The sequence below is a fragment of the Pseudomonas sp. NBRC 111130 genome (genome assembly GCF_001320485.1).
GTDB classification, from domain to species: Bacteria; Pseudomonadota; Gammaproteobacteria; order Pseudomonadales; family Pseudomonadaceae; genus Aquipseudomonas; species Aquipseudomonas vlassakiae.
Genome location: NZ_BCBG01000043.1, coordinates 1 through 19,136 on the forward strand (window position 1 = coordinate 1; position 19,136 = coordinate 19,136).

Annotated in this window: 19 protein-coding genes and 3 pseudogenes; 14 read left to right on the plus strand and 8 right to left on the minus strand. The window is 56.6% G+C overall.

Annotation, left to right across the window (positions count from 1 at the left end; genetic code table 11):
- Positions 1-82 precede the first annotated feature (82 nt).
- Positions 83-532, minus strand: a complete 450-nt coding sequence (locus tag APH33_RS18140; protein ID WP_054886478.1) for a helix-turn-helix domain-containing protein — start codon at positions 530-532, stop codon at positions 83-85.
- A gap of 98 nt (positions 533-630) precedes the next feature.
- Here APH33_RS18140 and APH33_RS18145 point away from each other — a divergent pair, with 98 nt between their 5' ends.
- The gene (locus APH33_RS18145) at positions 631-1,572 is read left to right on the plus strand and encodes an aromatic alcohol reductase (RefSeq protein WP_054886479.1); all 942 of its coding nucleotides are present in this window, start codon (positions 631-633) and stop codon (positions 1,570-1,572) included.
- A gap of 241 nt (positions 1,573-1,813) precedes the next feature.
- Here the strand turns inward: APH33_RS18145 and APH33_RS18150 are convergent, their stop codons facing one another.
- Entirely contained in the window at positions 1,814-2,743 is a 930-nt protein-coding gene (locus APH33_RS18150; RefSeq protein ID WP_054886480.1) for a LysR substrate-binding domain-containing protein, read from the minus strand.
- A 194-nt stretch (positions 2,744-2,937) separates the two neighbouring features.
- Between APH33_RS18150 and APH33_RS18155 the strand changes: the two genes are divergently transcribed.
- The 4 genes from APH33_RS18155 (at position 2,938) to APH33_RS26790 (ending at position 6,820) form a co-directional block, all read left to right on the plus strand.
- Positions 2,938-4,284, plus strand: a complete 1,347-nt coding sequence (locus APH33_RS18155; protein ID WP_054886481.1) for a dicarboxylate/amino acid:cation symporter — start codon at positions 2,938-2,940, stop codon at positions 4,282-4,284.
- A 10-nt stretch (positions 4,285-4,294) separates the two neighbouring features.
- Positions 4,295-5,203, plus strand: a complete 909-nt coding sequence (gene ttdA, locus APH33_RS18160) for a L(+)-tartrate dehydratase subunit alpha (protein WP_082433642.1) — start codon at positions 4,295-4,297, stop codon at positions 5,201-5,203.
- Entirely contained in the window at positions 5,200-5,808 is a 609-nt protein-coding gene (ttdB, locus tag APH33_RS18165) for a L(+)-tartrate dehydratase subunit beta (protein WP_054886482.1), read from the plus strand. Before ttdA ends, ttdB begins: the two co-directional genes overlap by 4 nt.
- A gap of 142 nt (positions 5,809-5,950) precedes the next feature.
- Positions 5,951-6,820: an oxaloacetate decarboxylase gene (locus APH33_RS26790; protein ID WP_082433643.1), complete on the plus strand. Its 870-nt coding sequence runs from the start codon at positions 5,951-5,953 to the stop codon at positions 6,818-6,820.
- 431 nt (positions 6,821-7,251) lie between these two features.
- On the opposite strand, the gene APH33_RS18170 is transcribed toward APH33_RS26790, so the two are convergent.
- Both APH33_RS18170 and APH33_RS18175 read right to left on the minus strand, forming a co-directional pair.
- Entirely contained in the window at positions 7,252-8,688 is a 1,437-nt protein-coding gene (locus APH33_RS18170; protein ID WP_054886519.1) for an IS1182 family transposase, read from the minus strand.
- A 184-nt stretch (positions 8,689-8,872) separates the two neighbouring features.
- On the minus strand, positions 8,873-9,796 hold the full coding sequence (locus APH33_RS18175) for a LysR family transcriptional regulator (protein ID WP_054886483.1): 924 nt from the start codon (positions 9,794-9,796) through the stop codon (positions 8,873-8,875).
- 135 nt (positions 9,797-9,931) lie between these two features.
- Between APH33_RS18175 and APH33_RS18180 the strand changes: the two genes are divergently transcribed.
- The 4 genes from APH33_RS18180 (at position 9,932) to APH33_RS18195 (ending at position 14,164) form a co-directional block, all read left to right on the plus strand.
- A complete protein-coding gene (locus APH33_RS18180) occupies positions 9,932-11,062 on the plus strand; it encodes a metallophosphoesterase (protein ID WP_054886484.1) in 1,131 nt (376 codons plus the stop codon).
- A gap of 21 nt (positions 11,063-11,083) precedes the next feature.
- Positions 11,084-11,947: an SDR family oxidoreductase gene (locus APH33_RS18185; RefSeq protein WP_054886485.1), complete on the plus strand. Its 864-nt coding sequence runs from the start codon at positions 11,084-11,086 to the stop codon at positions 11,945-11,947.
- 95 nt (positions 11,948-12,042) lie between these two features.
- Complete coding sequence (locus APH33_RS18190) at positions 12,043-13,272, plus strand: MFS transporter (RefSeq protein ID WP_054886486.1); 1,230 nt, start codon at positions 12,043-12,045, stop codon at positions 13,270-13,272.
- 64 nt (positions 13,273-13,336) lie between these two features.
- Entirely contained in the window at positions 13,337-14,164 is an 828-nt protein-coding gene (locus APH33_RS18195; RefSeq protein WP_054886487.1) for an aldo/keto reductase, read from the plus strand.
- A 144-nt stretch (positions 14,165-14,308) separates the two neighbouring features.
- Here APH33_RS18195 and APH33_RS27705 read toward each other — a convergent pair.
- The 3 genes and pseudogenes from APH33_RS27705 to APH33_RS18210 all read right to left on the minus strand — a co-directional run.
- Positions 14,309-14,512: pseudogene (locus APH33_RS27705) on the minus strand (hypothetical protein); the annotation flags it as partial.
- Positions 14,506-15,780: a Y-family DNA polymerase gene (locus APH33_RS18205; protein WP_054886489.1), complete on the minus strand. Its 1,275-nt coding sequence runs from the start codon at positions 15,778-15,780 to the stop codon at positions 14,506-14,508. The pseudogene APH33_RS27705 and the gene APH33_RS18205, both read right to left, overlap by 7 nt.
- A complete protein-coding gene (locus APH33_RS18210; RefSeq protein WP_054886490.1) occupies positions 15,770-16,198 on the minus strand; it encodes a LexA family transcriptional regulator in 429 nt (142 codons plus the stop codon). Before APH33_RS18210 ends, APH33_RS18205 begins: the two co-directional genes overlap by 11 nt.
- Positions 16,199-16,299: 101 nt before the next feature.
- On the opposite strand from APH33_RS18210, the gene APH33_RS18215 reads away from it, so the two are divergent.
- From APH33_RS18215 to APH33_RS18230, 4 genes are all read left to right on the plus strand, one after another.
- Positions 16,300-17,019 (plus strand): SOS response-associated peptidase, encoded by a 720-nt coding sequence (locus APH33_RS18215; RefSeq protein WP_054886491.1) that lies wholly within the window; start codon positions 16,300-16,302, stop codon positions 17,017-17,019.
- Positions 17,020-17,047: 28 nt separating this feature from the next.
- Positions 17,048-17,368 carry a hypothetical protein gene (locus tag APH33_RS18220; RefSeq protein ID WP_054886492.1) on the plus strand — a complete coding sequence of 107 codons (321 nt, stop codon included), beginning with the start codon at positions 17,048-17,050 and terminating at the stop codon, positions 17,366-17,368.
- A 465-nt stretch (positions 17,369-17,833) separates the two neighbouring features.
- Positions 17,834-18,016, plus strand: coding sequence for a type II toxin-antitoxin system Phd/YefM family antitoxin (locus tag APH33_RS18225; RefSeq protein WP_054886493.1), 183 nt, complete (start codon positions 17,834-17,836; stop codon positions 18,014-18,016).
- Positions 18,006-18,617: a YitT family protein gene (locus tag APH33_RS18230; RefSeq protein WP_054886494.1), complete on the plus strand. Its 612-nt coding sequence runs from the start codon at positions 18,006-18,008 to the stop codon at positions 18,615-18,617. The genes APH33_RS18225 and APH33_RS18230 overlap by 11 nt, the downstream gene beginning before the upstream one ends.
- 148 nt (positions 18,618-18,765) lie before the next feature.
- On the opposite strand, the pseudogene APH33_RS27710 reads toward APH33_RS18230, so the two are convergent.
- Positions 18,766-18,861 (minus strand): annotated as a pseudogene (locus APH33_RS27710) (hypothetical protein); the annotation flags it as partial.
- A 25-nt stretch (positions 18,862-18,886) separates the two neighbouring features.
- Here APH33_RS27710 and APH33_RS26800 point away from each other — a divergent pair.
- A pseudogene (locus tag APH33_RS26800) lies at positions 18,887-19,120 on the plus strand (site-specific integrase); the annotation flags it as partial.
- Between the last annotated feature and the right edge of the window lie 16 nt (positions 19,121-19,136).

The window sequence follows — 19,136 nt, forward strand, 5'->3', positions numbered from 1 at the left end:
GGCTGTAGACCAAAGGCATGCGTTCGATTTTTGCCAGGTCAAATCGAGTGCTACTTATCTAAATGAGGGTGAACGCTATCGATTACTCTGGATCAAAGAGTGCCGGGGTGGGGATTTGCCAGGCGGGCTTGTTTTCACCTTGACTGTCGAAAGCGCGACGCGCCTCGCGGAATTCCTCAGCGTTTTCGACCACCCACATCCAAACGGGTGACATCCGAACCAACAGCTCCATACCGAGCGGCGTCAGCTCGTATTCAACGCGCGGTGGAATTTCCCCGAACTCCCGTCGAAGCAGTAATCCATCCCGCTCCATGGCGCGTAGCGTCTTGGTGAGCATTCGCTGGGTCACCCCAGTCATCTGCCTTTTTATCTCGGCGTGGCGCATCGTGCCATACACGCCCAAGGCATGCAGGATGCCCAATGACCATCGGCTACCTGCGTGAGCGAGGACTTCCCGCCTGACGCCATCATCATCTTCTCGGAGCGTTTGACAGATGGCTTCTGCCTGGCTCAGAGCGTCCTGATTGGTCATCTATTCCTCCTAGGTATCACGTGTGTGCCTTCTTACGAGTACTGCCTGATCATGCCAGCATTTGCTCATGTTATAGGCATCACGCCTCAGGAGGAATCATGACCGAAGCAACCCCGCTTTCCCCTCAATCCATTCTTGTTCTCGGCGCCGGGGAACTTGGTCTCCCAGTTCTGCGCAATCTCGTGCGAGTGGCAAAACGCGCACCCGGTTCCCAAATCAGCGTTCTTCTCCGGGAGTCGACCATCAACACCCAGATACCGGAGAAAAAGGCCGAAATCGATGAGCTTCGTGGGCTGGGCATTCAAATGGTCGCTGCGGATCTGGTGAACGATTCAATTGAACAGCTAGCTGAAGTGTTCGCCCGGTTCGATACTGTCATAGGCTGTGCCGGCATGGTCGCGGGTCGAGAAACCCCCATGAAACTGGCGACAGCAGCGCTAAGGTCGGGTGTGAAGCGCTACTTCCCGTGGCAGTTTGGCGTGGATTTCGAAGTGATCGGTCGGGGCAGCCCCCAAGATCTTTTCGATTCTCAACTCGATGTACGCGAGGCGCTCCGCGCGCAAGACGAAACCGAATGGGTAATCATCTCGACGGGCATGTTCACCAGCTTCCTCTTCGAGCCCGTATTTGAGGTCGTCGACTTCGACAATGACACCGTTAACGCTCTCGGCAGTCTTGAGAACGGCGTGACGCTCACCACACCAGACGACATCGGCGCACTCACGGCGGAAATCGTCTTCTTCGAACCTCGCTTCCGCAACGAGATTGTCTATCTCTCAGGCGACACGGTGTCGTATGGACAAGTCGCGAACATCCTCAAAAATGCGCTGGGCCGTCCGTTCAAAACTAACGTGTGGACTGTTCCGTTCCTGATGGATGAGCTGAGGAAAGACCCTACCCATCACATCAAAAAGTACCGTGCTGTGTTCGCACAGGGCAGAGGTGTGGCATGGCCTAAATCGGGAACCTTCAACGAACAGCAGTCGATTCCAGTAACCACCGCTGAGCAATGGGCTCGGGCGAACCTTGGGGGCAAGTGAGCGCGACGACAGATAGCTGATTTGCCGGCAAACTCCTAGGTTCGACAGTGGACGCTGATAACTAGGTTGAGCGTTTAGAGGATGACAAGCTGTCTAGACCTCAGCGTAGAGTCTCAGTGTCCGCAATGGGTCGGGAGCAGCCGGTCGCGACTGACGGCTTTCGACCCAAAGCAGACGTTCGCCAAGGGCGAGTTCTGGCCTGAAGCAGTCGAGGCTCTACAACAACAGGTGCGATACAGTATTAACGCGCCCAGGCAGCAAGACTATTTGCCTGCTGATCTGCTTTGCTCTTGAAAAAATTTCTGAGGTGTTCAATGAAAAATGACACTTTCGCCGATAAATTCAGGCGTTCCAAGTAAACGGCATAGATGTCTGCCGGAGGCGTTTCATAGTCCCCTAGCACCTCTTCAAGCCGTCCGGATCGCAAATGATCAGCCAGGTTCCACTCCGCACGCATCAGTATCCCATGCCCCTCCAAGGCCCAGTTCAAAGCGACCTCGCCGTCATTGGTACTCAAGCCACCATGAACCTTTATGGACTCGATTTGCTTACCTCGACTCAATCGCCAGGTGGCAAATGCCGCATCGTTTTGCCGCAACACGATGCATTTGTGTTTCATCAGATCACGGGCAGACTCCGGTCTGCCGAAGGCGTCGAGATAGCCCGGTGTGGCACAGAGACGTCGGCGGTTGGTGGCGATCTTTCGAGCAATCAGTCTGGAGTCCGGTAGCTCACCGAAACGAATAGCCACATCGATCGCGTCATCAGGAAGATGGATAGGACGGTCGCTTAGGTGCAGCTGGACCTCCACTTCAGGGTAACGCTTGGCAAAGGATGAAATTGCCGGCCCTACATGCGTACGCCCAAAGCCAAGAGGCGCATTCACCCGCAGCAACCCCTTCGGTTCGGCGCGGCTGCTTGAAACCTGCCGCTCCATCTCCTCAATTTCCTCAAGGATCCGCTTGGCATTGACCAGGTAGGTCTCGCCTTCCGCCGTGAGGCTGATGCTGCGTGTCGTCCGATTAAGCAAGCGCACCCCAAGACGCTTTTCCAATTGCGCAAGACGCTTCGTCACTGCAGGTGGCGTGAGGTTCAGCTCGCGAGCGGTGGCCGCCAGACTGCCCGCCCCGACCAGCTGACTAAAGAAAGCAAGCTCAGACACTGGGTTCATAATTAACTCTAGGTAAACAATGAGTTTAATTTCATTGTATTACACCGTTTTGAAAAAACCATTACCTTAGGCCCTGCGTGATTAACCACAAAAAATCTGGGCTATTAGCTGCCAGCCTGTGAGGAGGTTTTCCTCTCGCTGCGTAGTCCAGTCGCCACATAAATCCGACTCACAACAATAATTCTGAGACGGCAATGGTCAAGCGATGGGTAGGTAAGTTGTACGTGCAGGTGCTGATCGGGGTCTCGATCGGCATCCTGTTAGGCGTGTTCTGGCCGCAGGTCGGCGTGGACATGAAGCCGCTGGGTGATGCGTTTATCAAGCTGATCAAGATGGTGTTCGCGCCCATCATCTTCGCGACGGTGGTGCTGGGCATCGCCAAGATGGAAAACATGAAAGAGTTGGGTCGGGTCGGTGTGCGCGCTCTGATCTACTTCGAGATACTGTCAACTTTCGCTCTCGTCCTGGGCCTGATTGTTGTCAATCTGGTGCAACCGGGACAAGGGATGAACGTCGACCCGGCCACCCTCGACACCCAGGCAATTTCCACTTACACCTCAGCCGCAGCCACTGGCACGGGCGGTGTCACCGACTTCCTGCTGCATCTGATTCCGGGCAGCGTAGTCGACGCCTTTGCCAAGAATGAAATCCTGCAGATCCTGCTTTTCTCTGCTTTGCTGGGCATCGCCCTGGCCAATCTCGGCGAACGCGGCAAGCCGGTAGTTGACGTGCTGGAGGCGTTCTCCCACGGCATGTTCCACATCGTTGGCTTGGTCATGCGCGTCGCGCCGTTGGCAGCCTGTGGAGCAATGGCGTTCACCGTAGGCAAGTACGGTTTGGGCTCAATCGCGTCGCTAGGCAAATTGATGGCCACCATGTACCTGACTTGCTTCCTGTTCGTGGTGATTATCCTGGGCAGCATCGCGCGGATGTCGGGCTTCAGCTTGTGGAAGTTCCTCAAGTACCTGCGCGAAGAACTGTTCACCGTGCTCGGCACCAGCTCATCTGAGTCGGTGGTGCCGCAAATGATGAACAAGCTGGAGAAGGTCGGGGTGTCCAAGCCTGTCGTCGGCCTGGTTATCCCCTCCGGCCTCACCTTCAACCCTGACGGCCAATGCATCTACTACACCATGGCCGCGATCTTCATTGCCCAAGCCACCAACACCCCCTTGTCGCTGATGGATCAACTGATCGTACTCGGCGTGCTGCTGCTCACCTCCAAGGGTTCGGCAGGGGTAACTGGCTCAGGCTTCATCACGCTCGCTGCGACCTTGGCAACCATGGACAACATTCCGGTAGCCGGCATGGTGCTGCTGCTCGGCGTCGATCGTTTCATGTCCGAGGCTCGCGCTATCACCAACACCATCGGCAACGCGGTCGGAACGATGGCCATCGCGAAGTGGGTGGGTGCACTTGATAGCGACCGGATGAACCAGGTTCTTGATGGCAAGGCCTGCGCTGAACCAGAGAAAGAAGCGTTACAGGGGACGGCTCCACTCACTGCCGTCAGCCCTGAAAAAAAACACCTTGTGATGCACTGAGGAAGTAACCGTGGATACCCTAGATAAAGAAGCAGCCGTCTCATCGCTGACCGACACGCTGGCCAAGTTCACTGCCTATATTGGCAAACGGCTGCCCAAAGACGTGAAGGAAAAAACGGCCAAGCTGCGTGCAGCCGAAACCAACCCACTGGCCATTGCGGTGTACGACTCGATGGCCGACAACCAGGAATACGCCGACAAGCTCAACCGCCCCAGTTGCCAAGACACCGGCGTGATCCAGTACTTCATCTCGGCCGGCGCGCGCTTCCCGCTGCTCGGTGAAATGGAAGGCATCCTCGAAAATGCGACCAAGGAAGCCACTATCCATGGGCCCCTGCGCCATAACGCGGTGGAAACCTTCATCGAGAAGAACACGGGCACCAACACCGGCTCGAAGATCCCGTGGCTGGACTGGGAAATCATCCCCGATGCCGACTACGCCATCGTCGACGTGTACATGGCCGGTGGCGGTTGCACGTTGCCGGGTTCGGCCAAGGTACTGATGCCAGGCCAAGGTTATGAGGGGGTGACTGAGTTTGTCTTCGATGTAATCACCTCCCGTGGGGTAAACGCCTGTCCACCCTTGCTGGTAGGTGTGGGTGTCTCCACCTCAGTGGAGACCGCAGCACGCCTGTCGAAGAAGGCCATTCTGCGCGAAGTGGACTCCAGCCACCCGAACGAAAGCGCAGCGATGATGGAAAAGCTGCTGGAAGAAGGCCTCAACGAAATCGGCATCGGCCCGCAGGGCCTGACCGGCAACAGCAGCGTGATGGGCGTGAATATCGAGTCTTCGGCGCGTCACCCCTCGACCATTGGCGTGGCAGTGTCCACCGGTTGCTGGGCACACCGCCGCGGCAAAATTCGCATCAACGCCGACCTGACCTATGACATCCTCTCCCACGAAGGGGTAGTACTGTGAAGAAGATCATCAATACCCCGATCAGCGACGAAGATCTGGCCAACCTCAACGTCGGCGATGTGGTTTACCTTACCGGCCAACTGGTGACCTGCCGTGACGTCGCCCACCGCCGCCTCATCGAGCTGGGCCGCGAGCTGCCTGTTGACCTGCGTGGCGGCGCTATTTTCCACGCTGGCCCAATCGTCAAGAAGAAAGAAGACGGCAGCTTCGAGATGGTGTCCATCGGCCCGACCACCAGCATGCGCATGGAAAAATTCGAGAAGCAGTTCATCGAGCAGACCGGTGTCAAGCTGATCGTGGGCAAGGGCGGGATGGGGCCGGAGACCACCACCGGGTGCCTGCAGAACAAAGCCGTACATGCAGTGTTCCCCGGGGGCTGCGCAGTACTGGCCGCCACCCAGGTCGAGGAAATCGAGCGTGCCGAATGGCAGGATTTGGGCATGCCGGAGACGCTGTGGGTCAACCGGGTGCGTGAGTTCGGGCCTCTGATCATCTCCATCGACACCAAGGGCAACAACCTGTTCGAGCAGAACAAGGCCCGCTTCAACGAACGCAAAGGTGCGGTCATCGAGAAGATCAATAGCCAAGTCCGTTTCATCAAGTGACGAGCAGGGGCAGTTTAGCGAATACACTTAAACTGCCCATCTTTTAACCTTGTTAAGGCACTTATCTATAAGTCAGAACACCCAACACCAATCCTAGCACGGCCTCAATTTACGCCTCACTAGATAATTTCAAGAGATCGCCATGCGAAACCGTTCCCACCATGAATTACGCAATGACTTCCGCAGAATACTTCAAGGTCAAGCATGTATTACCACGGCTTCAGTGTTTGATCCATTGTCGGCGCGCATAGCTGCGGACCTTGGTTTTGAAGCCGGAATTTTAGGTGGATCCGTGGCATCTCTGCAGGTATTAGGTGCCCCAGACGTCACCTTGATTACGCTGAGCGAATTTGCAGAACAGGCTGCACGCATCGGGAGAGTAGCCCGATTACCGATTATTGCCGATGCTGACCACGGTTATGGTAATGCCCTGAACGTGATGCGCACAGTTACGGAGCTTGAGCGGTCTGGCGTTGCAGCGCTTACGATTGAAGATACATTACTGCCTGCGCGCTTCGGGGGGCGACCGGTTGAGCTCATAGGTATTGATGAAGCGATAGGTAAAATACGCGCAGCTAAAGAATCAAGAGTGGATGCGTCGCTAGCGATAATCGCCCGCACACATGCAGGTGCCCAGCCTTTATCAGATGTTATTAAACGAACCAGGGCATTTGAAAGCTCCGGCGCCGATGCTATTTGCCTCGTAGGAGTAAAGGACTTTGAAAGTCTTGCAGCTATTGCAGACGGCCTAAGCACTCCGATCATGCTCATAACCTATGGTAACAGCGAGATCCGAGATGCACCTGGCCTAGCAGACCTTGGCACTCGCATCATAGTAGACGGACACACGGCCTACTTTGTAGCTGTTCAGGCAACGTTTGAAAGCCTGCGGGCACAGCGTAACCAAAACAACATTGGAAGTAGTTGTGCTGCTACGCTCGTGAAAAAATACTGTCTGCAGGAGGATTACAGTGATCAAGCCGCGATACTTATGCAGTTTCCCCGTGAATAAGCAAACCAGAAGCCCCTTTTGGGTTGTCTACCTAGTGTGAATAGCCCTACTATGGGGCCATCGACAGGGAGGAAAATAGCGAGAAAATAAGTTCATTTTAGTAAATCAAGCACGCTCATACTTCCGTTTCCTGGGCGATGGAAGTTACTGTAGCGTCTGACTAGCCTGCGCTACGGTGTTACCAACAACCTATTTGATAGCTCGCAACGTTGCTGAAAGTGGCATGCGGACGGTTGCGAATGGCCGCTATGGGTCCAGGCTGTGTGAAAACGCCAGTAAGTACGTCGAGTAGCGAAAGAAGCTGGGGCCTCCTGTAAATTCAGCAGATCTAAATGCAGATCTACCTCAGTCGGGCACCAGGCGCGACCTGTGCTATCTAGGCCGCGGCAGCGGCCCAGATAGCCGTATACGGACGCATAGAACGCGTGGACTCATGTCCTGATCGCTTCAATCAGCCCAGCGATGCCGAAGATGCTCATCATTCGTTTGAGATTGTAAGCAAGCACGTGAAGGCTCATCTCGGTGCTTACCCTCGGTAGGGTTTTGGTCAGGAAGTGAGTGCTTCCCATCCAGTATTTGAGCGTTCCGAAGGGGTGCTCCACCGTTTGCCGGCGTACCTTCATCTTTCCTGGGTCATGCTCCAATCGGATCTGAACGGCTTCAACTACCGTTTCATGCTCCCAGCGCTTCAACCGGCGTTCCTTACCCGTCGTACACTGCTTATGCATGGCGCAACTTTGGCAGCCAGAGAACCAGTAGGAGTGCAGCAACATGCCGTCTTCCACCGAAGAATGCCTGCGGGTCAGTAGTTGATCCGCAGGGCATCGGTATTCATCCGATGCAGCGATGTAGATGAAGTCCTGCTTGCCGAATCTGCCTTCCGCTTTGCTGCTTGATGTCAGCGGCTTCGGGACAAAAGTGGTGATCCCGGCCTGCTCGCAAGCAAGGATCTCCGGACCTTTGTAATTGCCTCGGTCGGCGACCACTGTCAGCGACTCAGCACCGATCTCTTCGCGTGCCTGGTTCGCCATATTGCTCAACTGTGTTCGGTCACTGCCAACATTGGTGACTTCATGAGCAATGATCAGATGGTATTTGTCATCGACTGCTGTTTGTACGTTGTAGCCAACCGTGCCAGTACCTCCGCCACTCGTGGCCATTGAGCGTGCATCAGGATCGGTAAGAGATATTTGCTGATCTGGGCTGGCATGAAGCTGCGCTTCAATGTCCTTGAGCTTCGTCATCTGCTGTTTCAGCTTTTCTATTTTTTCGCTCAGCCGTTCAGCCTTGGCCTGGGCGACCTCGGGCGCTGTCCGATCCGCCGAATCCATCGCCGCAAGATAGCGGTTGATGCTCTGCTCGATCTGCTGCATGCGCGCCTTGATCTTGCCCTGGGTAAAGTTGCGGTCGCGGTTATTTACGGCTTTGAATTTGCTGCCGTCGATGGCAATGATCGACTGGGAGAAAAGATTGAGGTTGCGGCAAAGCACTACGAATTGCCGGCAGACGCTGCGAATGGCTTTGCCGTTGTCTCGCCGAAAGTCGGCAATCGTTTTGAAGTCGGGAGCCAACCGGCCCGTTAGCCACATCAGCTCGACATTGCGCTCTGCCTCGCGCTCAAGCCGGCGGCTGGACTGAATCCGGTTGAGGTAGCCATAGATGTAGATTTTCAGCAGGACTGCTGGATGGTAGGCCGGACGACCCGTTGCAGCCGGATCGACACCCTCGAACCCGAGCGCTCCGAGGTCGAGTTCATCGACGAAAACGTCAATCACCCGAACAGGGTTTTCTTCGGTGATGTAATCATCCAGGCACTCCGGCAGCAGCGTGACTTGCGTCCGGGCTTCACCTTCAATGAATCGCTTCATGATCGTCCCCGCCACGATCTCGACGATCAGAAGGTTAGACAATCACGTGCGTTTTCACACAGCCTGGACCCAAAGCTGCCCTTTGGGGAAGACAGCGATCGGGCAAAAGCGGACGTAGGCAAAGTCCTTGGGGACTCTCAAGTATTGATGACCCCCCGCCTGTTGGCGAGCACCGAGCTACTAGCTACCAGGTAGCTGAGTCGGTGCGAAGCAGGTCTATTAACTCCCGCAGGCCTGGAGGCATTTGCCGGCGGCCTGGGTAGTAGATGTGGAATGCTGGTTCAATGGGCGCCCAGTCAGGCAGTACGACCTGGAGCTCTCCCCGCGAGATGTAATCTGCGATGCGCTCCTCCGGGCAGTATGTAATGCCTCGGTCCGATAGCGCCATCTGAATGCCAAACTCGGTTTCGTTCACACAAAGCTGGCCAGGCACCTCAATCACTCGGTGGTCGCCTTCCTTCTCGAAGTCCCAGCGATAGATGACGCCTTGGCCGGTCCGAATCTGAATGCAGTTATGGTTCTTCAGATCCTCCGGCACCACGATCCTCGCTGTCCTGTTGAGGTAGCGAGGCGATGCCGCGGCAACCCAGCGCAGCCGGTCACTGATGGGCACAGCAATAAAGTCTTCAGCGATCGTCCCACCATACCTGATGCCCGCATCAAATCCGGCGGCCAGGATGTCCACCATCCGGTCCTCTACTGCGACCTCGACTGATACATCCGGATAGGCCTCCAGGTACTTCGGCAGCCACCGATTGAAGAGCAGCCGAGCGCCGTCACTGAGGACGTTGATACGCAGGCGACCTGCAGGACGGTCGCGATGCCGATCTACTTCCGCCAGCGCCCCTCCAATCTCCTGAAAACCGACAGCCAGACGCTTCGCCAAGCTTGCGCCAGCGTCTGTCGGAGAAACTGTTCGGCTGGTTCTGTTGAGCAGCCTTACTCCCAGACGGGTCTCCAGATTTCGAATGGAATGACTGAGCGCGGACGTGGTGATACCCAGTTCAACGGCAGCCTTGGAGAAGCTGCGATGACTCTCCACAGCAAGAAAGGAATTCAGATCGGCTAAGTCAGCTCGTGACAGCTTTGTGGTCGGGAGTACTGGCATCGGGGCAACCTAGTGTTGAGAAATTCTCAATGATTCATGGATAACGCCTAAACAAAGCGACTTCCCTTAGAGTTTAACATTAAAGAAATTCAACGATAGTTGATCTTAGTCCGCCATCCCTAGAAGAGCTTTCCCGTGTTTCACGTCTATCTTGGCCTTGCGTACCTATACGTCCTGTGGCGATTCATTCTCCCGCTTCCAATCTCGAAGGGCGGACGTACTGCCCTGGCTACCGTCCTGCTCGTGGTATCGAAGTACCACCTGATTCAGATCTGGGTATTCGGGACCATGTTCTCGCCCGAGATGCCACGGTGGGCAGTGTTGGTAGCCGGCTGGGCGTTCTGCTCGTTCGTTTTGCTGTTCGTCTTCGTGGTACTGGCAGATCTGGTCAACGGCGCTCTGTCAGTCCTGCGGATACGTGCAGCCAAAAAACTGGTAGGGCCGAGCAGTCGATACCTGACCGCAGCATTTGCCCTTCTTCTGTCGGCATTTGGCGTGTACCAAGCGGCGCAGGTGCCAGGTGTTCGCACTGTGGAAGTCAGGATCAAGAGTCTGCCACAGGCGATGGATGGCTTGCGTGTGGTGCAGTTGACAGATCTGCACATCAGCAAACTCTTCCAGCTGCCTTGGGTAGATGCGGTAGTTTCCCGTACCAATGCACTCAACCCCGACCTGATTCTGATCACCGGCGATCTAATTGATGGGACAACCATTGATCGACAGCTCGATGTAGCTCCCCTGGCAAGACTGAAGGCTCGCCTCGGCATCATCGGCATTCCTGGCAATCACGAGTACTACTTCAACGAGCCACAGTGGCGCGCCGAGTTCGAGCGCCTCGGAATGCAGATGCTGCTGAACGAGCACATAGTGATTGGAGCAAGCACCGAGTCGCTGGTCATAGCCGGTGTCACTGACGAAGCCGCCGCTCAATTCGGGATGGCTGGGCCGAACCTGAATGCCTCGCTTAGGGGAGTGCCACAAAGTGCACCCATCATCCTCCTCAAGCATCGACCATCCGGTGCAGATCGCTCCGCCCAAGCAGGCGTAGCACTGCAGCTCTCCGGTCACACCCACGGTGGAATGATCAAAGGACTGGATCAGGTAGGCCGCTACGCCAACGAAGGTTTCATCTCCGGCGCCTACCAGGTGGGTGCGATGACTCTCTACACGAGCAATGGAGCGGGTCTCTGGAGTGGATTCCCCATACGTCTCGGCGTGCCAGCTGAGATCACCGAACTCATTCTTCGTGTGGATTCGTCCACCTAATTCCAATCCAGGAGATTCCACATGGGTCATCAAGCTATCCGCCAGAACAGAGTTGCGGTCATCACCGGGGCTGCAGTCGGGATCGGCTATGCAATTGCTAGTCGCCTGTCCCAGTTGGGGATGAAGGTTGTCCTATTCGATAAGGACCAGACCGCACTCGACACTGCAGTACTGTCGCTGTATGGCAAGAATGCAAATGCTCAGGTGGCCACCGCCACTGGGGATGTAACGTCTCCAAGCGCATTGCAGAAACTGTTTACTGTGGCCCGAGAGTTCGGCGAAGTGTCTTTCGTGGTCAACAATGCCGCCATCCTCAAAGGGGCTGGTCCCTGGAACGACCAGGAACAGTGGCGTAAGACGATGGAGGTCAACTTCTGGGCGGTCCTGGCAGTCCAGCAGCTGTTCGTCGATTACCTGCTCACCCAAGACTACCCTGCCGCAATTGTGAATGTTGGCTCCAAGGAGGGAATTACCACCCCTCCAGGAAACACCGCCTACTCCGTTTCGAAGGTCGCAGTGAAGGTGCTGACCGAGCACCTTGAACATGAGCTGCGCGAGCGTACCGATGGCCGCGTATCGGCCCATTTACTGATTCCCGGCTACACGTTCACACCGATGAATTTTCCGGGCATGGCGGCCGGCTCCGCAAAACCCAACGCGCCATGGACAGCCGATCAGGTCGTTGATCGCTTGTTAGAGGGCCTGGCTCGTAGCGACTTCTATATCTTCTGCGAGGACAACGAAGTCAGTCGCGAGGTGGATCAGCGACGCATGCAGTGGAGCGCAGACGACCTTATCCAAAACCGGCCTGCCTTATCTCGTTGGCATCCCGCGTACCGCGAGCAGTTCAACGCGTACATCGCTGATGAGGCCCCGCCGCAGTAACCCCATCGAAGTGCGCTGCAGCGCAGCAACCTCTTACTGCTCCTTTGCACTGCCCACCCTCTGCAGGTGTGGGCATCTTTTTTCCGAGAATTTCCATGGCCTCGATATCCAGCGCTTCACCGCGCACCTCAGTCAGTTCAGAAATTCACGCCCCGCATGGCGTAGCAACTGCGATAGTCACCCTCGGGCTTGGAGGCCTTTTCATCGGTACCGGTGAGTTCGTTTCGATGAGCCTTTTGCCCGGCCTGGCCGAAAGCACCGGGGTGTCTATACCAACGGCAGGCAGCTACATCAGCGCGTATGCGCTGGGGGTTGTGATTGGCGCTCCGCTGATCGCGATCCTGGCAGCACGCTCGTCTCGAAAAGCCCTTTTGATTGCCCTCATAGCACTATTCGCCATTGGCTACGCCGCCAGTGCTGTTGCATGGGACCACTTCAGTCTGCTGGGCGCACGCTTTCTGGCAGGCCTACCTCATGGCGCTTACTACGGCGTTGCCTGCCTGGTTGCTGCCGCCATGGTGGGTGAAGGGCGAAAGGCGCAAGCGGCTGGATATGTAATGGCCGGTCTTGCGGCCGCCAACGTGATAGGTGTGCCCGCGGCGACCTGGATAGGTCAGACCTTCGGCTGGAGAGCAGCGTTTGGATCACTCGCTGTAGCTGGTATCGCCACAATGCTCTTGTTCTGGCTGTACGTCCCGTCGGTACCGCGTGATCCGAACGCCAGTCCTAGGGCCGAGCTGAGTGGGCTCATGCGCCCATTGATATGGCTGACGCTAGCGACTGCCTCGATCGGGTTCGGTGGCATGTTCGCGGTGTACAGCTACATCACGCCAACGCTGACCGAGATGACTGGCTTCTCGATCAACCAGGTGCCGATGGTGCTGGCCTTCTGGGGTATCGGCATGATCTCCGGCAACCTGGTTGGCGGCTGGTTAGCGGACCGAGGCCTGATCCGAGCCATCTTCGCCATCATGGTGTGGAACGTGATTTTCCTCACACTGTTCTCCCTGTTCGCTCCGTCGAAGGTTGGGACGCTCGCAGTCCTGTTCCTGGTGGGCTGTGGCTTCGCTCTGGTACCTGCTCTACAGGTGCGCTTGATGAATGTCGCCGGGCCCGCACAAACACTTGCGGCCGCCCTCAACCACAGCGCCTTCAATATTTCCAACGCAATGGGGGCGAGCCTCGGCGGGATGTCTATCGCCATGGGCCTGGGCTGGGCATCAACGGGCTGGGTTGGAGCCCTGCTTGCGCTCCTGGGCATCGTGGCGATGGCCATTTCCGTGATGGTGGAAAGTGCGGCAAGAACCACATCGCAGCCAAGCTGATCCCATAGATCAAAGGGCACTCCGCTGCTTCCAATCTGTTTTGTTAATCCCTGGTGAGGTAACCATGACGAACCACCAACCTATGATCGAGCTGTCCGACGGGAACCTGATTCCTCAATTGGGACTGGGCGTCTGGCAAGCGAGCCAAGAGCAAGCCCGTACAGCTGTCAGCCAAGCGCTACAGATCGGATACCGCCACATTGATACCGCCTCGATCTATGAGAACGAGGAAGGTGTCGGAGCAGGCCTGCGTGACTCCGGTGTCGACCGTGAGAGGGTCTTCGTAACCACAAAAATCTGGAACGCTGACCAGGGGTTTGAAGCCTCTGGCAAAGCTCTGGACGAGAGCCTGGCTCGGCTCAAGCTGGAATACGTAGACTTGCTGCTCATTCACTGGCCGGCGCCGGCGAAAGGGCTATTCCTTGATACCTGGAAGGCGATGATCGAGGCCAAGATGCAAGGCAAGGCTCGCTCCATTGGCGTCTCGAACTTCAACCCAGATCATCTGAAGCAACTAATTGAGGACACAGGAGTCGCCCCAGTCCTGAACCAAATCGAGCTGCACCCATACTTCCAGCAGGCTGACCTACGCCGGAGCAACGCCGAACTCGGAATTCGCACCGAGTCCTGGAGCCCCTTGGCGCAGGGGAAAGCAATCGATGATCCGCTAGTACGCGAAATTGCTGCGAAGCATGACCGCACGTGCTCTCAGGTAATCATCCGCTGGCATCTGCAGCTCGGCCTAGTGGTCATTCCTAAGTCGGTCACGGAAGCTCGCATCCGAGAAAACTACCGCGTGTTCGACTTCGAATTGTCTGACGATGAGATAGGGGCAATTGCCGCTCTCGACAGAGAGCAGCGACTGGGGCCAGATCCAGTCGTACTTGGCTGAGCTTTTTTCTTTCGTCTTGAAACAAGCAGGCGATTAGCTTCTAGCGGTTGTGACCGTCTGCTTTTGGCCGATTGCGGCCCTTCGTGAATGGCGGCTCTGGGTCGAAAGCAGCCTTTCGCGAGTGATCGTCATCGACCAATATCAGGCGAACTCTGTCTCGGTCAACGCCCATAATCTGGCGGCCTCAGCGAATTCGAGCATCTCTACAAGGTCTTCATCACCGACATCCCGTCGGCGATGTGCCGCGTGTGCCATTTCACTCAGGACCAGCGCACGACCATCCGGGTCTGCTCGAAGTGCCGTCTGGTCATTCAACTCGTCTAGCCACGCGCCAGGAAGATTCAGCACTTGACGGTCCACAGCTGATCGATCCGTGTCGTATAGGATTGGCTCATCATTTCCCGTCTCATCCCCCAGTCCGGTGTCGCAGGCACGCTGGCGGCTCGCATTGTCCCCCTCCCCCAGCGCTCGTTGATGCCATCCATCACTTGCATCAGCCGGTCACATGCCACCGATTGCTTGAGCGCGAACAAATCCTCTGAAAACTCACCTGGTTGCCGCAGGTCCATCAGCAGTACCTCGGCCTTGCTGTAGCGAAATCCTGGCCTAAAGATCTGCCCGACCGCCTCGGTGGCCAGTCGCGTCATCATCAGCGTGTCGCAAGTGGGATATGGAAGCTCAACCAGAGCCCCCTGAGCGTGATGCGCTTCACCTGGATTGAACATGCCGGTGCGGATGCTCACGCGCATGCGTTTACACACTGAGCCCTGGGCCCGAAGCTTTTCTGCGGCCCGACCAACATAGGTAGCCACCGCCTGCTTGATGGGCGCCAGCTCAGTGAGGCGCTTGCCGAACATCCGGCTGCAGCAGATCTCCTGTTTCGGGGGTTGCGCCTCGTCCAGGTCCAGGCACGCTGTGCCAGCCAATTCGCGAGCAGTCTTCTCGACCACCACACTGAATTTCTGGCGCAGCGTCCAGGCATCAGCCTTGGCCAGGTCCATCGCCGTGTGAATCCCCATCGCCTCAAGGTGGGCAGCCATACGTCGGCCTACGCCCCATACCTCTTTCACCTGGCTGTTGCGCAGCACCCAATCGCGCTTGAACGGATCAGTGATGTCGACCACACCGCCAGTCTGCGCTTGCAACCGCTTGGCCGTATGGTTGGCCAACTTCGCGAGCGTCTTGGTGCCAGCGATGCCCACCCCCACCGGGATGCCCGTGCATTGAAAAATCCTCGAGCGCAGCTTCCGCCCGAACTGCGTCAGGTTTTCCTGAATGCCAGAGAGGTCAGCGAAACACTCGTCGATGCTGTAGACCTGTGTCGCCGGTACCATCGACTCGATCAAGCTCATTACGCGTTCACTCATGTCACCATACAACGCGTAATTACTGCTGAAGGCTATGATCCCGTGGCGGCGGAGCTTCTCCTTCGCCTGAAAATACGGCTCCCCCATCTTCACGAAGGGCTTCGCGTCGTATGACCTGGCGATCACGCAGCCGTCGTTGTTGCTCAATACGACAATCGGCGTCTTGGCCAAGTCAGGCCGGAACACGCGCTCACAGCTCGCATAGAACGAGTTGCAGTCGATCAGCGCGAACACTTGGTCACTGCGCATGATCACGAACGCTGTAGCGCACAACGCCCCAAACGACGAGTTCATCACCCTCCATGATGTACCGCGGCGGGTATGCTGGATTCTCCGATTTGAGGATTACCACGCCATCGCGGCGGTGCAGACGCTTGCAGACAGGCTCGCTGTTGACCGCTGCGATGACAATGTCCCCATGCTCTGCCTCACGACCGCGGTCGACAATTACGATGTCACCCGAGTAGATCCCTGCCCCTTGCATGCTGTCGCCCTCCACTTTAACCAGATACACATGGGGCGCGCGGAGGTCGAATAGCTCATCCAGGGAAATATGGCCTTCCAGATGGTCTGCCGCAGGCGAAGGAAAACCGGCTGGGACATGAAACGAGTAAAGCGGTAACGGTTCGGTGCCGCCGGTTGGCGTACCCAAGAAAGTGATGGTCATGATGGAAGGTCCAATGCAAGCTGTATGCATATACAGTAAATCTGGCATCGTTCCTCCGGTCAATCTGGGCAGCGATATTTCTGACAGGCGAGAGGTCAGCCATGTGTGGACGATATTCGATCTACGAGTCGATGGATCATTACCTACGCCAGCTATCGCTGGACCTGGTGGTGATCAATGGCTATGACCATGAGGCGATCAATCGCTACAACGTAGCGCCGTCGACCCGAGTCGAGATCATTCGCCAGGTCGGGGATGGGTTGATCGTGGACCGGGTGAAGTGGGGATGGTCGCCATTCTGGGCGAAGGGGAAGCGCCCCGATCCGATCAATGCACGGGCCGAGACAGTGGTGACGGGCAAGTTTTTCAGTGGGCTGTGGCCAGAGGGGCGAGCTTTGGCGCCGGCCAACGGCTGGTTTGAATGGATACCGGATCCGGCCGACCCTAAGCGCAAGCAGCCTTATTACATCACCAGCGCTGACGGAGGGCCGCTCTACTTCGCAGCGCTCGCCGAAGTGCACGGGAACATTGAGGCGGATGAGCGCGATGGGTTTGTGATCATCACAGCAGCCGCAGACCAAGGACTGATCGATATCCACGACAGAAAACCCTTGGTGTTGCGCCCTGAGCTTGCCCAGGAATGGCTCGACCCGACTACATCAGCGCAGCGGGCTTCGGCAATCGTGGAACAGGGGTGCAGGCCGGCAGCGGACTTCCGCTGGTATCCCGTAGGCAAGGCGGTAGGTAATGTCAGGAATGAGGGTGTAACGTTGATTACGCCCAAAGACAGCGAAGATCAGCAGGGTCAGCTAGAGTTTTGATGAGTGAAAGCACCGCGAGATAACCATCATGCTAAAACAAGAAGCAGATGACGTAATTGAGCGTATCAGGGACGATCTGAAAAGACACGGCGTGCTGATCGGCTACGATTCAGAGCTGACTTCTACGGATTTCGGCTGCGACCTGGACCACCACGTTGCTCTGGTCAGGGAGGATCCGAACAACCGCGTTTTGCGTATCTCGATACATGACGAAGGCTTGTGGGACCAGCTCCGCCAGGGCGCCGTGTATCGTTGTATCGTAAGTGAATGCCACGGAAAGCTATTCGGCATTCCAATTACGATAGAGCCAAGGACTGATGCGTCCTACACCATCCAGTACAAACTCTAGGCGCCAGCAGGGTAGCCTGGTTGCCAGACTACCCTCACACCAAACTCAGCAGGTTTCCCTTCATCCTGCGCGCATGGCATCAAGAGCCTCCTTCAGCAGAGGCTCTCCCGCCTCAATCATCCCGATGAAGGTCCGCTTGTCCAAAACCCTGTCCCTCTTCATGCAAGTGGGCACCAGCGGAAATCATCACCCATCTACACCCCGTTTGATACAGCCGGTATAGGCACACCTGTGCCAGTCCCACCCCAGGCAAGATCACTACAGGATGCCGAGAGCATAAATTATTCTCTAGCCCTGTGATCATCGTAATTTCTATTCGCACATAGCCGAAAACCACGCACATTTCGAAAGCACATTTCTGGTCAGGAGAATCATTATATTGCCGAGCGTTGCGCCTACCCGGCCGCGCAGCAAGAGGCGTATCCGCCTTCCTCGTGCAATACCAATCCCAAAAGGAAAACCTTCATGCATCAGGTGAAATATGACCTGCCCGAGGCTCAATCAAGCCTTGAGTTCATCCTTGAACAAGTGATCTATGGAACCGAGGTGGTTATTGTCCGCCACGGTGTAGAGGTTGCTCGCATTACCCCTGTAGACGGCCTGCGCCATCGCGGCACCGTCCTATTGGAGGCGCCATATGAGCTGTGAGGCGGCGACCTACCCGCGCCACAGCGCTCTGGATGACGCTTATGGGCTGTTTACTGGCATCGCCCTGGCTGCGACCGGTATCGCCATCTTGGGCAAAAGTGGGCTGATCACTGGCGGCATTGCTGGCATGGCGCTGCTGGCGTCGTTCGTCACCCCCTACCCGCCTTCGGTCCTGGTGCCGGCCATCAACGTGCCGTTCCTGCTGTTCGCATTGTTCACCATGGGCCGGAACTTCACCCTGAAAAGCGTTCTGGTCAGCTTCGCCCTGGGTTTGGGTGTAAAGCTGGTTACCCCGGCGTTGAACGTTGCCGGCATCGACCCGGCGATTGGCTGGGCGCTCGGCGGTACGCTTCTGGGAATGGGCATTCTCTGCCTGGCCAGGCATAACGCATCTATGGGCGGCACCGGCTCTATGGTTCTCTGGTTACAGCGGAAATTCGGCATTAACGCCGGCGTGGCGCAGCTCGTTTGCGATGCGGCGCTGTTTCTGATCGCAGCCTTCTACCTGCCAGCAGACAAAATGGCCTGGTCGGCGGTGGGCACCGTCGCAATGAATCTGGTGCTGATCCGCTGGCACAAGCCGGGACGCTACCGCGGCTGAACCGATACCTCTCCAGGAATAGACCAGAGCCCTACCTTCAAGCCCGGTGATTGTGCCGGGCTTTGTTGCATCTGCGGTGCACGCCGGTCAGGCGTCGCTTCGCAAGCCAGGCCTGCCATTCGACTTCATTCAAGCTGCTGAGCAAGCAGCGGCAAGCGCTGGCTGCTGCCTCAAGCTCTTTCTCATATCCGATACGCTGTCGCCGCTCGGCCAGGAGCGCTCTCACCTTTACCTCGAGGCTGTCGGCTGGGAGGGACCGTTTGGTACTGCTGAACGATTTGGGGATCAGGCGTCGCCCCCCATACAACTGCCGTCACACCTATGCGACAATATGCTTAATGTCCGGCCTCAACCCCGCATTTATCGCCCAACAGCTGGGTCACAGCGTGCAGATGCTGCTGTCGACGTATGCCCGTTGGCTCAACTCAAGCTCCGACTGGAGCGAGCTGGAAAAACTCAAGATTGGTATCAAATCGGTATCAGCTGAAAATCCAGCGTCGTAAGTTACTGATAGGTAAG